The 14741-nt window shown below is 73.4% G+C and carries 12 protein-coding genes and 1 pseudogene; 2 read left to right on the top strand and 11 right to left on the bottom strand.

The genetic code is table 11. From position 1 onward, the window contains the following. Window positions 1–6: 6 nt before the first annotated feature. The 11 genes and pseudogenes from HNR10_RS26095 to HNR10_RS26045 form a co-directional block, all read right to left on the bottom strand. Entirely contained in the window at window positions 7–1032 is a 1026-nt protein-coding gene (locus HNR10_RS26095) for a TerC family protein (RefSeq protein WP_179827971.1), read from the bottom strand. A 355-nt stretch (window positions 1033–1387) separates the two neighbouring features. After that, the gene (locus tag HNR10_RS26090; protein ID WP_179827969.1) at window positions 1388–2470 is read right to left on the bottom strand and encodes a glycosyltransferase family 4 protein; all 1083 of its coding nucleotides are present in this window, start codon (window positions 2468–2470) and stop codon (window positions 1388–1390) included. Continuing rightward, the gene (murJ, locus tag HNR10_RS26085; protein WP_179827967.1) at window positions 2467–4068 is read right to left on the bottom strand and encodes a murein biosynthesis integral membrane protein MurJ; all 1602 of its coding nucleotides are present in this window, start codon (window positions 4066–4068) and stop codon (window positions 2467–2469) included. The genes HNR10_RS26090 and murJ overlap by 4 nt, the downstream gene beginning before the upstream one ends. Window positions 4069–4426: 358 nt before the next feature. Further along, a pseudogene (locus HNR10_RS26080) lies at window positions 4427–5308 on the bottom strand (hypothetical protein); the annotation flags it as partial. 28 nt (window positions 5309–5336) lie between these two features. Further along, a complete protein-coding gene (locus HNR10_RS26075) occupies window positions 5337–6446 on the bottom strand; it encodes a copper transporter (protein WP_179827965.1) in 1110 nt (369 codons plus the stop codon). Beyond that, on the bottom strand, window positions 6443–7615 hold the full coding sequence (gene steA, locus HNR10_RS26070; protein ID WP_179829975.1) for a putative cytokinetic ring protein SteA: 1173 nt from the start codon (window positions 7613–7615) through the stop codon (window positions 6443–6445). The genes HNR10_RS26075 and steA overlap by 4 nt, the downstream gene beginning before the upstream one ends. 237 nt (window positions 7616–7852) lie before the next feature. Further along, entirely contained in the window at window positions 7853–9562 is a 1710-nt protein-coding gene (gene recN / locus HNR10_RS26065; protein WP_179827963.1) for a DNA repair protein RecN, read from the bottom strand. Window positions 9563–9647: 85 nt separating this feature from the next. Then, window positions 9648–10574, bottom strand: coding sequence for an NAD kinase (locus HNR10_RS26060; protein WP_179827960.1), 927 nt, complete (start codon window positions 10572–10574; stop codon window positions 9648–9650). A gap of 115 nt (window positions 10575–10689) precedes the next feature. Then, complete coding sequence (locus HNR10_RS26055; protein WP_179827958.1) at window positions 10690–11490, bottom strand: TlyA family RNA methyltransferase; 801 nt, start codon at window positions 11488–11490, stop codon at window positions 10690–10692. Window positions 11491–11530: 40 nt separating this feature from the next. Beyond that, entirely contained in the window at window positions 11531–11707 is a 177-nt protein-coding gene (locus tag HNR10_RS26050) for a hypothetical protein (protein WP_179827956.1), read from the bottom strand. Window positions 11708–11738: 31 nt separating this feature from the next. Continuing rightward, the gene (locus HNR10_RS26045) at window positions 11739–12557 is read right to left on the bottom strand and encodes a coiled-coil domain-containing protein (protein ID WP_179829974.1); all 819 of its coding nucleotides are present in this window, start codon (window positions 12555–12557) and stop codon (window positions 11739–11741) included. Between the two features lie 201 nt (window positions 12558–12758). Between HNR10_RS26045 and HNR10_RS26040 the strand changes: the two genes are divergently transcribed. Both HNR10_RS26040 and HNR10_RS26035 read left to right on the top strand, forming a co-directional pair. Beyond that, complete coding sequence (locus tag HNR10_RS26040) at window positions 12759–13109, top strand: SCP2 sterol-binding domain-containing protein (protein WP_179827954.1); 351 nt, start codon at window positions 12759–12761, stop codon at window positions 13107–13109. 59 nt (window positions 13110–13168) lie between these two features. Then, window positions 13169–14464, top strand: a complete 1296-nt coding sequence (locus HNR10_RS26035; protein ID WP_179827951.1) for a DUF1015 family protein — start codon at window positions 13169–13171, stop codon at window positions 14462–14464. The last annotated feature ends 277 nt before the right edge of the window (window positions 14465–14741 follow it).

The raw sequence follows: 14741 nt of genomic DNA, 5'->3' as shown, positions 1-14741 counted from the left end.
CCGGTATCAGGAACGGTCGCCCGTGGTGTCCCTTTCCCGGCCCGCCTCGACCTCGTCACGGCGCCGGTCGTCCACCCGGGACTTGACCAGGCTGCCGACGATGGTGATCGTCATGACGCCGATGATGACCGTCAGCGAGGCGCCGATCCCGATGTCGATCACGTGGACGCCGTTCTCGTGCAGCGCGTGCAGGATCATCTTCACACCGATGAACAGCATGATCGCCGACAGGCCCCAGCTGATGTAGGCCAGGCGGTCCATGAGGCCGGCCAGCAGGAAGTACAGCTGGCGCAGGCCCAGCAGCGCGAACGCGTTGGCGGTGAACACGATGTAGGCGTCCTGGGTCAGACCGAAGATCGCCGGGATGGAGTCGACGGCGAAGACCAGGTCGATCACGCCGATGGCGACGATGACCATGAGCATCGGCGTCACGTGCAGGCGGTTGTCGAGCCGCACGAACATGTGCGCGCCGTGGTAGTCCTTCGTCACCGGGAAGAACCGGCCGACCATCTTCACGGCCGGGTTCTGGGTGTAGTCCGTCTGGTGCTCGTCGCCCTTGACGTGGTCACGGACGATCTTGTAGCCGGTGTAGATCAGGAAGGCGCCGAAGAGGTAGAAGACCTCGCTCCAGGCGTTGATGACCTGCGCGCCCAGGACGATGAAGATACCGCGCATCACCAGCGCGATGACGATGCCGACGAGCAGGACCTCGTGCTGGTACTTCTTGGGCACCGCGAACGAGCCCATGAGCAGGTAGAACACGAAGAGGTTGTCGATGCTCAGGCTCTTCTCGGTGATGAACCCGGCGAAGTACTCGGCGCCGGCGGTCGAACCGCCGAAATACATCACCCCGAAGCCGAACAGGATGGCGATGCCGACGTAGAACGCGGCCCACCAGGCCGCCTGGCGGATCCCGAACTCCTTGGGACCGCTCTTCTTGCTCCAGGGGTGGTCGACGATGGCCAGGTCGATGACCAGGATCAGGACCATGGCCCCGATCGTGGCAGCCCAGACCCACAAGGGAACGTTCACGGGTGGATTCTCCTCCGGTAGGCGCGCGCGGACGTGGCGCGCGCACGTTCGAGTACCGGAGGTCTCTCCCGCCCGCACCCGGAGGGCGCGGACCGACGGAACCGGGAGTACGTCGTCGTCCTCCGTGATGACGGCACCGTCGCGACAGGGATACTCCCCTCACGTGACATGCAAGGATACCGGTACCCTCCGCTGAGCGGTCCGTACCGGAACGTCACCAAGCATGCCAGCAGAATCCTCTCCAGGGAAGTCACCGCCACGGTGGCGTTCACCGCACCGGGGCGATACAGATGCGCTACCGCGGGGACACACTCCGTAGGCCCCAGCCCGGGCCCACCGGCCCCCGCCAAGGCCCTCACCCCTGCGTCACCGCCTTGTACACGGCGGCCGCCGCCTCCACGGCGTCGTCCTCGGTGGGCAGGGCCGCCGCCGCCCGGCGCGAACGCGACCTCAGGTCCTCGGCCAGCCCCGGCTCGTCCAGCACCCGCCCCACCGCCGCGGCGAACGCGCGCGGATCACCCGGCGGCACCATCAGCACGGTCCCGGTGTACAGGTCCGGGATGCCGCCCACACGCGTGGAGACCACCGGCAGGCCCGCCCGCAGCGCCTCCATGATCACCAGCGAAGGCCCCTCCCACTGGCTGGTCAGGCAGAACACGTCGGCCGCCGCCAGCAGGTCGGCCACGTCCGAGCGGTGCCCCAGCATGCGCACGTCGCCGCGCAGCTCGGCCGCCGTGTCGTGCAGCTCCCCCCACAGCGGCCCGTCCCCCGCGATCGCCACCACCGGCTCGGGACGGCGGTCCGCGATCAGCGGCACCGCCTCCAACAGGGTGTCCAGGCCCTTCTGCGGGGCCAGTCGGGCGATGGTCAGCACCAGTGGCCGCTCCGGGAGCACACCCAGATCGGCCCTGGTGGCCTCGCGGCCGTTGAACGGCGCACCCGTGGACGGAGCCGCGACCACGGCCATCCGCGCGTCCCGGGCCCCGGCGGCGCGCAGACGCCGCACCAGGTCCCCCGACACCCCCAGCACCACCTCGGCCCGCAGGGCCACCAGGCGCTCCAGTACCGGATAGGCCGCCGCGAGCGGCCCGCGCACCGGCGGCGGGGCGTTGTGCGCGGTCACCACCAGCGGAGCCAGGCCGGCCAGCGCGCACAGGGCCCCCGCCCGCAGGCCGTGCGCGTGGACCAGGTCCGCGCCGCGCACCAGGGCGCGCAACCGCATGACCACCCCCGGGTCCGACCACGACGGGGAGGGCCCGATCGGCACCGGCGAGAACCGCATCCCCTCCCGAGTGAAGCCGAACTCCCGCTCCGCCGAGGCCGGGCCGAGCACGGCCACCCGCATCCCCCGGCGGACCAGCCCCGCGCCCAGTGAGCGGACGTGCCGGCCGACACCTCCAGTGCTGGTCCCCACGACCAGCGCGATCCTGCCGTTCACCGCTTCCCCCTTCGACTGTCGAGTGCGCTCCTGGCCCGGCCGACGACGGCCCGCACCGCCCCGTGGTCCACCAGCGCGGCGACCACCGCGTAGCCCGCCAACGCCACCGTGGCCGACCCCACCGCGGCCCCCAGCGTCGACCACACCCCGTTGACCGGCAGCACCGGCACCAGGGCCCATCCCGCGCACCATCCCACGGCCCCGCCCACCGCCGCGGCCCCCAGGGACCGCGGCAGCCCGCCCAGGGCCTCGCGCCCGTGCGCGCGGACCACGGCCGCGCACAGCAGGACCGCGGCCAGGCTCAGACCGATCGTGCTCCCAGCGCCCAGGGCCGCGATGGACCAGTCCGGCGGACTCGCCCACACCAGTACCACCGCACACACCATCACCACCAGCCACCCCGCGACCTGCGCGAGAGCGGCGGGGCGACCGCGATGGGAGGCGAACAGGGTACGGCTCAGCAGGGCCACCAGGCCGAAGCCCACGACCCCCGGCGCGTAGGCCAGCAGGGCGCGCTCCAGGGGCAGGGCGTCCTGCTGGGCGAAGACCGCGGACACCGGTCCGGCCGCCGCGGCCAGGGCGGTGCCCAGCCCGGCCGTGACCACCACGCAGGCCCGCGCCGACCCCGAGACCAGGGCCGCGAACCGGGCCTGGTCGCGTTCGGCGTGCGCCACCGACAGCGCGGTGAAGGCACTCGTGGCGATGGGCACGGCGATCACCCCGTAGGGCAGCGTGAACAGCGCCCACGCGTAGGTGTAGAGCACCGCCGCCCCGGCGCCGCCGCCCCAGTTCGCCAACGCCACCGACAACAGCAGGCTCACCTGCATCGCCACCAGCGGCAGCAGGGAGGCCGCGGCCAGCGCCCTCACGCGCTCCCCCACCCCCGGCGGGAAGGACAGGCGCGGTCGCGGACGGATCCGCAGCCGGGCGGCGGGCCCCACCACCGTGAGGAAGAGCGCGGACACCCCCAGCGTGGTGCCCACCGACAGCGTCAGCTCCGCGGCGGTCGACAGGCCGCCGATGTCCTGGCGGTCGTCGGTGCCCAGGGGCACGAACACCAGGTAGACGGCGATCACCACCAGGCTCGACACCAGGGGCGCCAGCGCCGGAGCCAGGTAGCGGCGGTGCGACTGCAGCACGCCGTAGAGCACCGCGGCCAGGCCGTAGAACACCACCTGCGGGGCGAACACCACCAGCATGCGCGCGGCCAACGCGAGCAGCGCGGTGTGGTCGCAGCCGGTGCCCTGGCCGAGCATGAGGGCCATCGCGGGTACCGAGACCAGGGCGATCAGGGCCGACAGCGGTACAGCGAGCACCAGCACCCAGGTGACCAGGGCCGAGACCGTCCAGCGCACCTGCTCGTGGTCGCCCCGGTGCGCGGCCGCGGCCAGAACCGGCACCACCACGGCGGTCAGGGCACCGCCGATGACGATCTCGAACAGCACGGCGGGCAACTGGTTGGCGGTGACGTAGGCGGTGCCCAGGCAGGTGTCGCCCACGGTCTGGGAGAAGACCACGGTACGGCCGAACCCCGCCAGACGGGCCCCGACGGTGACCACCGCGATGAGCGCCGCCGCCGCACCGACCCCGCGCGTCACTCCGCGACCGGGCCGGGGGGCGGGCTCACCCGCCACCGCCCTCGGCAGAGGCCCCCGAACCGGACCGGCCCGCCCGGCCTCCCGGCAGCGCCCCCGAGTCGCCGTCCCGGCCCAGACGTCCACCCTCGACCGGCGTCGACCCGGACCCGCGCGGCCCTCGCCCACCACCGGCCCCGATCGGCGCCTCCGGTGCCGACCGGCCCAGCCGCTCCCCGGCAGAAGACCCCTGGACACCTTCCCGGCGCACCTGCTCGGGGACAGAAGACCCCTGCCCACGGTCCCGGCCTGTGTGTCCGCTCTCGACCGGCGTCGGATCGGTCCTGTCCGTGTGTTGCCCACCAGCGTCCCCAATGGGCGACTCCGGGGCACTCCTGCCCCACTGATCGAGTCGGCGCAGGGCCGGAACACGGTCGATGCACCGGGAGAAACTCACGCGCTCGCTGGCCAGGGTCAACGCGACGGCGCCGCCCAACAGGGCCAGCCGCACCGGACGCGGCGCGCGGGCGACCGCGGCCACCCCCAGGGCCGCACCCAGCGCGTTGGCCCCGGTGTCACCCAGCATCGAGCGCTCGGCGAGATCGTCGGGCAACAGCACGGCGGCGGCGCCCACGACCGGCCCCAGCAGGGGCGCGGCGGGCGAGGCCAGCGCGGGGGCGGCGGCGATCAGGCACACCTTGGCCGCCCGGCCCGGGCGCAGGTCGAAGAGGTTGACCAGGTTCGCGCTGGCCGCGATCAGGGCGCCGTCCAGGACCGTGTCCACGAACGGGCGACGCAGGAGCGCGGCGGCCGCCACCCCCGTGACTCCGATGCCCAGCACCTTGACCGCGCCGGTGGTCACCCGGCCCCGGGCCAGCGCACCCAGGTGGCCGCGCAGCCCCCGGGCCCGCACGGATCCGGCCAGGTCGTCATAGGCACCGAAGGCGGCGGCCCCGGCGGCGGCCAGCGCGCTGGCGGCCCGCACCCGCGGGGCCAGGCCCGGCGTGAACAGGCTCGCGGCGCACACGCCCGAGGCCAGGGCGGGCCCCTCCTGGAGCGTGACACTGCGCCCGCGGAAGTTGGACCGGAGCCAGCGGTCCCGGCCCGGGTCACCTCCGGGCGCGGCAGCCGGCCCCGTCGTCTCCGGCCCGGGCCGGGTCAGCAGCGTGTAGGCGGTTCGGGCCGCGACGGCGCCCAACACTGCGCCCGCCAGGCCCTGCAGCGCGTACCCTCCACGGCGCGGCCGCCCCGTACCGGCGCCCAGCAGCCGGATCGCGTGTCCGATCACGGCGTCACTCCCCGCCCGTGGCCCGGCGGGCCTCGTCGTCGGGCCGCCCCGAGGCCTCGCCGTCCCCGCCGTCCCCGTCGGATCCCTCCGAACGCGGACCGGGCAGCGGGGAGGGCAGGAAGCCCTCCACCCCCTCGCCCACCCCGTAGGCCGCCCCATCACCCTCCAGCGAGTCGGCCAGGGCCAGCACCGTGACGATGTCGCCCATCGGCCGCCCCGCCACGTCGACGGTCGCGTAGGACGGCTCGTGCGCACGCACCTGCGCGATCAGCCCCTGCCCCTGGCCCGAGCGCGTGTCCCCGGCCAGGACCGTGGGACCGACCTCCTCGCGCAGGGTCGCGGCGACCGTGGCGACCACGGTGTTGGTCCGTTCCGAGTCGCCCTCGACACCGTCGACGGCGGGCGCCACCACCAGGACGGCGTCCGCGGCCCCCACCGGATCGCCGTCCACGGCGAGCAGGTCGGCCTCGGTGTAGGCGGACAGCACCGCGGCGGGATCGGCGCCCTCCCCGCCCTCGGACTCCTCACCGTCACCGGAGCCCTCCTCGTCGTCGGCGGACTCCCGTCCGTCCCCACCGCCGTCCTCGTCCTCACCGTCCTCGGACTCCTCGTCGTCACCGGTCCGCGCCAACGCCCCGCCGATCAGCGTCGCGGACCTGACGTAGGCCCCGCCCGACATCTCCTCGGCCTCGGCCGAGACCTGCACCGCGAGCTCGTCGACGAACGCCGCGTTGGCCTCGTCGGGGAACTCCTCGGTGAAGGAGAGCCGACCCACGACCTCGCCCCCCGCCTCCTCGACCCGGGTGGACAGCGCCGTCGCCATGTCCTCGTCCGCGCCCGGCGCCACCACGACGGCCACGCCCAGGCCGCGCAGCCGGTCCTCCAACAGGTCCTCCGCGGCCGCCTCGGACAGATCGTCGGCCCCGTCGTTGACGCGCTCGGCCGCGTCGCGCTCCAGGCGCAGCTCCTCGCTCTGCCCGCGCAGATCGGCCGTCTCCGACTGCAGAGTGCTCAGCAGCGGGTCCTGGAGCATGGTCGTGCCCAGCGCCAGACCCACGGTCAGCGCCAGGAACACCGCGATGATGGACACCAGGTGATAGCGGAAATCGATCACGTCAACAGCCCCGTCAACCAGTAGGAGAACGCGTCCCAGCGCGCCGCGAGAAACGTGAGGTAGACCTGCCCGGCCGGTGAGCTGTAGGCGGCGACGACGATGGTGAACAGGGACGCGGCCACCAGGACCAGCAGCGCCCACGGCGAGATCCGGGAGCGGTACAGGCGGCTCACCCCCTTGGCGTCCACGAGCTTGCCGCCCACTCGGAGCCGGGTGAGGAAGGTGCTGGCCATACCGGACCGGCCCTTGTCGAGGAACTCCTCCAGGGTGGCGTGCGTGCCCACCGCCACGATCAGGGCGGCACCGGAGCCGTCGGCGAGCATCATCGCCACGTCCTCGCTGGTGCCGGTCGCGGGGAAGACCACCGCGGTGTGGCCCAGGGCGGTCAGCCGCGGCAGGCCGGGTGCCCGCCCGTCCCGGTAGGCGTGCACGACCAGCTCCGCGCCGCTGGTCAACGCCTGGTCCGAGACCGAGTCGAAGTCGCCGACAATGATGTCGGGCCGGTACCCGGCCTCCATCACCGCGTCGGCGCCCCCGTCCACGGCGATGATGACCGGGTGGAACTCGCGGATGTAGGGCCGCAGGGCGACCAGGTCCTCCCGGTAGTGGTAGCCGCGGACCACGATGAGGACGTGGCGGCCCTCCATGTCGGTCTCGATGGCGGGGATGCCGATCCCGTCCAGCAGCAGGTCCCGCTCACGCTGCAGGTAGGCCATCGTGTTCGCGGCGAAGGCCTCCAACTGGGTGGCCAGACCGGCCCGGGCCTCGGTCATGGCGGCCGCCACGGACTCGGGGGTCTGGGGCCGGCCGAGCGCCAGCAGTTCGTCGCCGCGGTAGAGCCCGCCGCCGTCCAGCCGCAGGCGCTCGCCGTCGCGGACCCGCGTGAAGACCTCCGCGTCGACCTCGTCCACCAGCGGGATGCCCGCCTCCACCAGCAGTTGCGGCCCCTGGTTGGGATAGCGGCCGCTGATGCTGGGCGCGACGTTGAGCACCGCCGCCACACCGCAGTCGACCAGCGCCTCGGCGCTCACCCGGTCGAGATCCACATGGTCGATGACCGCGATGTCGCCGGGGCGCAGCCGCTTGGTCAGGTTCTTGGTGCGGCGGTCCGAGTGGACGGGTGCGACCAGCCCGGAGGGAGCGTCCGCCCGAGAGCGGCGGAACCGCATGACTGTGGCGCTGAGCGCGTCCGATACCTTCATCGCAGGAATACTGTCAGAACTCAACTACGGTGAGTCACAACAGCTGATCGGTCGGCGTGTTAGATCTCCTCCGCCGCCACGGAGCCGCACCAGGTGCCCCCACGAGCACAGCGGGCGCCCGCGGCGACCTCCTGGTACCCCTACCCACACCCGCCCCGGGCCTACACCCGCGATCGGCTCGCACGGCCCGCACGGGGCCTCCGCTCAGGCCGCCGGGTAGGCGCGCTCGGGGTCGGCGTTGCTGAGCAGCTCCTCGGCGTGGGCGCGCCCCAGCTCGGAGTCCTCCAGCCCGGCGAGCATCCGGGACAGCTCCCGCACCCGCCCGCCGCGGTCCAGACGGACCACACCGCTCTCGGTGACCAGGCCCTCCGTGGACTTCTCCACCACCAGATGGGCGTCGGCGAACGCCGCCACCTGCGGCAGGTGGGTGACCACGATGACCTGGGCCCGCTGGGCCAGCCGGGCCAGGCGCCGACCGATCTCCACGGCCGCCTTGCCGCCCACACCGGCGTCCACCTCGTCGAAGACGAACGTGGGAACGGGGTCGGCCCCGGCGAAGACGACCTCGATGGCCAGCATCACCCGCGAGAGCTCACCACCCGAGGCGCCCTTGTGCAGCGCCAGCGGCGGAGAACTGGGATGGGGCGCCAACAGCAGCTCCACCTCGTCACGGCCGTGCTGGCCGAACTCCTCACCCGTCTGGATGCGCACACTGACCCGGGCGTGCGGCATCGCCAGCGCCGTGAGCTCCTCGGTCACCGCCGACCCGAACCTCTCGGCCGCCTCGGTACGGATCCGGGTGAGCTCCTGGGCGGAGGACTCCAACCGCTCGTGCAGGTCCTCGGCCTCGGCCCGCAGGGCCTCGATCCGCTCGTCGTCGCCCTCCAGGTTCGCCAACCGCTTGGCGGCGTCCTCGGCCCAGGCCAGGACGTCGTCGGTGGTCGCCCCGTACTTGCGCGAGAGCTGGGTCAGCAGCGCCCGGCGCTCCTGCACCGCCGCCAGGCGCGCCGGGTCGGCATCGACCGACTCGGCATAGGAGGCCAGCTCCGTGGCGGCGTCGGTGAGGATGTAGGACGCCTCGTCCAACCGGTCCCCGATGGAGGCCAACTCCGGGTCGTGCTCACGCACCGCGGCCACGGCCTGGCGCGCCGCCGACAGCAGCGCGGCCACGTCGACCTCCACGTCCGAGGCGGGATCGCCCGCCAGCGCCTCGTGGGCGGTGGTGGCGGCCACCCGCAGACCGTCGGCGTGGGCCAGCCGCGTCTCCTCGGCCAACAGCTCCGCGTCCTCGCCCGGCTGGGGTTCGGCCGCGGTGATCTCCTCCACACCGAAACGGAGCATGTCGGCCTCCTGCGCGCGCTCGCGCGCCCGCTCCACCAGCTCCTCCAGTTCCGTCTCCACCTCGCGGTGGCGGCGGTAGGCCACGGAGTACTGCTTCAACGCCTTGTGCAGGGCCTCCCCCGCGAAACGGTCCAGGGCCGAGCGCTGCCGGTCGGTGCGCAGCAGCCTCTGCTGGTCGGACTGGCCGTGCACGGCCACCAGGTCGTCGGCGAGATAGGCCAGCAGGCTCACCGGGGCGGAACGCCCGCCCATGGTGGCGCGCGAGCGGCCCTCCGCCGAGACCGCGCGGGTCAGGATGAGCACGTCGTCCTCGATGTCGCCGCCGGCGTCCAGCACACGCGTCGCCACACGGCCGCCGTCCGGAACGGTGAGACGGCCCTCGACGACGGCGCGCCCGGCACCGGGACGGACCCGCTGGGGGTCGGCCCGCCCCCCGAAGAGCAACCCGAGACCGGTGACGACCATGGTCTTTCCCGCACCGGTCTCGCCGGTGACGACGGTCAGCCCCGGCGACAACTCCAGTACGGCGTCGTCAATGACTCCGAGTCCCTTGATGCGGACTTCTTCGAGCACCGGTCCCTCTCCTGATCGTCGACACCATTAGCGTTCACCCGCGCACACGCACGCGGGCACGGCCCGGTGGGACTCACGGCCCCGGTCACCGGCCCTGTTCGACCCGCCCGCGCCAGCCGGCGACCGGCAGACCGAACTTGGCCACCAGCCGGTCGGTGAACGGCGCCCGGTGCAGTCGGGCGAGCCGGACCGGCGTATCGGCACGGGTGATCTCGATTCGTGCCCCTGCGGGCAATTCGACCATACGCCGTCCATCACACCAGAGCACGCCCGGCGCCGTGTCGGGCAGAACCTCCAGCGCCACCGTGGCCTGCGGCCCCACGACCAGGGGACGGGCGAACAGGGCGTGCGCGCTCAGCGGGACGACCATCAGCGCCTCCACGTCCGGCCAGACCACGGGACCGCCCGCGGAGAAGGCGTGCGCGGTCGAACCCGTGGGCGTCGCGCACACCACACCGTCACAGGCCCACCGCGACAGCGGACGCCCGTCGATCTCCAGGACGGCCTCGACGATGCGCCGCGACTCGCCCTTCTCCAGGGTGGCCTCGTTCAGCGCCCAGGTGCGCACCGTGGGCGTGCCCTCGGCACGGCCCCCGTTGAAGACGGCCACGTCGAGGGTCATCCGCTCCTCGACGTCGTAGTCCCGGTCCACGACACTGCGCACGGTCGCGCCCAGGTCCTCGCGTTCGGCCTCGGCGAGGAAGCCCACGTGGCCCAGGTTGACGCCGAGCAGGGGCGCACCGGCCGGGCGGGCGAGCTCGGCGGCCCGCAGCAGGGTGCCGTCCCCGCCCAGGACCATGACCAGTTCGACACCGTGGGCGGCGTCGGCCGGCTCGACCGCCTCGATGGGGGCCAGAGCGCACCCGGCGGCCGCCAGCTCCTCCACCTCGCCCTTGAGCATGCGCACGGTGAGCCCGGCACGGGTCAGGCTCCTGTGGACCAGATCGGCGCTGCGCAGTGCCGCGGGCCGACCCGTGTGCGCCAGCAGAAGGACACTGCGTCCGCTGGTCATCGCCGTCCCCTTACGTTCACTCCCCCGACGGGAGAGCCTGAGTGCTGACCGGGAAGCCTCGCGCTCACCCGGCCGGGTCACGTTACCGGACACCCCGGACACGCCGCCACGCTCGCTAGCGCGGCCCCTCCTCGATGGCGCGGGTGAGCGCGTCGGGGTCCAACGGCGATGCTCCGGCGCGCATCCACAGGAAGTACTCGACGTTGCCCGAGGGCCCCGGTAGCGGGCTCGCGGTCACGCCGACGGTGCCCAGTCCCAGGGTGAGCGCGTGCGCGGCGACGTCGGCGACGGCCTCGGCGCGCAGCGCGGGCTCGCGGACCACGCCCCCCGCGCCGACCCGCTGCTTGCCCACCTCGAACTGGGGCTTGACCATCAGGACGAAGTCGGCGTCGGGCGCGACACAGTCCTTCAGGGGGCGCAGGACCAGTGTGAGGGAGATGAACGACAGGTCGCCGACGACGAGGGTGGGACGCGGCTCACCGATCTGCTCGGGGGTGAGCTCACGGACGTTGACGCGCTCCATGACACGGACCCGGTCGTTGCTGCGCAGCGCCCACGCCAACTGGCCGTAGCCCACGTCCACGGCCGTGACGTGCGCGGCGCCGCGGCGCAGCAGCACGTCCGTGAAACCGCCGGTGGAGGCGCCCGCGTCCAGGGCCCGGCGGGCGGACACGTCCAGGGAGAAGGCGTCCAGGGCGCCGATGAGCTTGTGGGCGCCGCGCGAGACGTAGGAGGGTTCGTCCGAGGGGGTGCGCACGACGATGGGCTGGTCGGTGCCGACCTGGGTCGCGGCCTTGGACGCGATGATCCCGGCGACGCGGACGAATCCGCTCTCGATGATCTCGGCCGCGTGGCCCCGGGAGCGTGCGTGACCGCGGCGGACCAGTTCCGCGTCGAGCCGAGTTCGTTTTGCCATGGTCACCAAGGATATCGGGGTCGGTGGGCACCGCGGGTGGTCAGGAGGACTGCGCGCCCTGTCCGAGCGCGCCCAGGACCCCGGACAGCTCCTGGTGCAGGGAGTCGAAGACCTCGACGTGCTCGGCCGTGGGCCGCGCGTCCAACCCGGCCAACCGCTCCCGCGTGCTGTGGAGTGTCTGCTCGGCCAGTCGTGCGGCCTCGTCCTCGGCGTCCATGTTCTCCCCGTGATCGTGCTCTGCTGGGACTCTACTTCTTCGTCGGGCCCTTGCCCGTGGACCCCTTGGCCTTGGTGGTGCGCTTGGGGGTCGAGCGGGCGCGGGCGGACTTGGTGGTCGTGCGCGGCTTGCTGCGCGAGGTGGTCTTACGGGCCGTGGCCGCGCCCTCGGCGCCCTTGGCCGCCACACCCTTGGCCCCCGTGGGCTCCCCGGCTTCCTGCTCCGCGTCGTTCTCCGACTCGGCCCCGGGGCCGTCCTCGGAGTCGGTCCCGGCGACCTCAGCGGCGTCCCCCTCGACCGGCTCCGCGGCGGAGTCGGTGGACGTCCCGGCGGCCGTGGCGGCAGCGGCCGGAGCGGGGTCCTCGGAGTCGTCGGCCGACGCTTCGGGCGCGGCCGCGGCGGCGCGCTCGGCGGTCCCCGTCTCCCCCCCGGACGCCCCGCCGACCACCGTGCCCGCGGTGGCGGCGACCACCGGCACCTCGGTCACCGGCACCCGGTCGGCCATGTGCCGCGCGGCCAGCCGCCGCTCCAGCTCGGCGACCCGGCGCACCACGCGCTCGTACTCCGGGCGCGGCACGATGTCCATCCGCTCCAACTGGTGCGCGACCTCCGAACGGACCAGGTCGGCGATGGCCGTGCGGTTCGCCTCGTTGGTCGCGATGAGCTCCCCGGCCAGAGCCTGGATGCTCTGCCCCACGCGAGCGGGCAGCGCCTCCTGGTCGGCGGCGGGGGCGGTGGGCCGACCGTTGGCCTTCAGCAGCGCCTTGGCCGCCGCGACGGCCTCCTTGCGGGACAGCTCGGTGAGGCCGCTGGTGGCATCGAAATAGGTGCGTACCGCGTCGACGACCATGATCACGTGCTCCTTGATGGGACGCAGGAGAGGAAGGAAGGGCGCAGCAAGGGAGGGGCCACTACGCAGTGGGGGGTTCAGGAGCCAACGCTACCGGTCCGGGACGCCTGTGACACGCGAACCCCGAAGGGCACCCCATTCGTCCCGGTTGCCGCGCGCACGACCGGCACCCGCCCTCCGGACTAGGGCATGATGTTGCCCATGAGCAGTATCGACGCCTGCCTCGCCGGGATCGCCAAGGTGAACGAACGCATCCTCGAACAACCCGAGCAGGAGCGCCGCAAGCACATCCGGGAACGCTCGGTGCGTGTGCGCGTGCCCGACCTGGACACGGTCTTCGACATGCGGTTGACCCAGGACGGCCTGGTCGACGTCACCCACCGCCCCGACGACACCGCCGCGCCCAGGGCCCAGGTCGTCGTCACCGTGGACAGTGACGACCTCGTGGACCTGGCCGAGGAACGGATGGACTACGCCAGGGCGCTGTTCACCCGCCGGGTCCGGGTCGACGCCAGCATCAGCGACCTGCTGCGCATGCGCAAGTTCATCTGAGCCCGCCGGCCCGGCCCGTGCACGGGCGACGGCTCCACTGCTCCGGGTAGTTTGCTGTGATGCCACGCCAACCACTCGAACTGGCTCCCTTCCGCGGCCTGCGCTACACCGACCTGGACATCGACCGCGTCCTGGACTCCGGTGAACTGGAGGTCGCCAACCTCCTGGCGCCCCCCTACGACATCCCCGGCCCCGAAGCGACCAGGGAACTGCTGCGCTCGGACCCCCACAACGCCGCCCACCTCACCGTCCCCTACCAGCTCAACCTCACGATGCCCGGCAGCTGCGGCGGGTCTCCGGCACGGTTCATCTACGAGAAGGCGGCCGCACGGCTGCGCTCGTGGATCGACGACGGCGTACTGGCCCAGGACCAGACCCCCGCGCTCTACGTCTACGAACAGGTCACCGCCGAGGGCGACCGCCAGCGCGGACTCGTCGGAGCCCTGCGCCTGCCGGAGAAGGGGTCGGGCCCCGTCCGCGGCCACGAGAGCGTGAGCCAGGGCCCGGTGCTGGACCGGATGTGGCTGATGCGCGCCACCCGCGCCAACCTCGAACCGATCTTCCTGCTGTACCGGGGCGGCGACGGCGCCGCCACCCGCGCCACCGAGTCCGCCGAGCGCCACGGCGACCTGCTCGTCGACACCCGCACCGCCGACGGGACCGCGCACCGCCTGTGGGCGCTGCCGTCGACGGCGGCGCACGCCCGGATCAGCGCCGACCTGGCGGACCGGACCGCACTCATCGCCGACGGCCACCACCGCTACGACGCCTACCACGCCGTACGCGAGCACGACCGCGACCCCGGCTGGGAGTACGGACTCGCCTTCCTGGTGGACAGCGACGCCCACCCGCCGCGCCTCGGCGCGATCCACCGCGTGCTGCCCGGACTCGACACCGCCACGGCCATCGCGGCCCTCCAGGAGATCGCCACCGTGGACAAGCTCGAAACCGGCGCGCCGCACGTCCCGGAACCGGCACCCGCGCCCTCACTCGTCCTGGTCGCCCCCGACGGCACGGCGCACCTGGTCCACGACTTCGACGAGGCCGCACTGGAGCGGGCCATGCCCTCCCGTTCGGCCGACTGGCGCCACCTGCCCACCGCCATCCTGCGAGAAGTCCTGCTGCCCCTGTGGGGTTACCTGGACGACCGCCGGGTCCGCATGGTCCACGACGACGCCGACGAAGCCGTCCAGGCCGCCGGGGAGACCGGAGGCACGGCCGTGCTCGTACCCCCGATGAGCGTGGAGCACGTGTACTCGATCGTCGACCGCGGGGAGCTCACCCCGCGCAAGTCCACCTCCTTCGGCCCCAAACCGCGGTCCGGCCTGGTCATGCGCGTCCTCGACCAACCCTGACCGGCCACCCCGGGGCACGGGATACGTGAGGAATCCGGTGGTGGGCGGGACACCGGTGCGCGCGCCCGCCGACCGCACCACCGCGGACGGACAGGAGACCGCCGTGCCTCGCGCCCCGCCCCGACCGTGCGCCTCCGCTTCCCCGGCCGTCGCCCCCGCCCTGACGGACACGGCCGGCCCGCACTGCCCCCTCACCGTGCCCACCCCCAGACCTCCTTCACCGCGCGCGGTCCCCGCCGGGTCCGCGATCGGCCACCCCCTGCCACTGGGCGACGGG

The organism is Nocardiopsis aegyptia (assembly GCF_013410755.1).
GTDB lineage: Bacteria > Actinomycetota > Actinomycetes > Streptosporangiales > Streptosporangiaceae > Nocardiopsis > Nocardiopsis aegyptia.
Note: the sequence above shows the minus strand (reverse complement) of the source record. Positions and strands in the feature narration are given on the sequence as shown.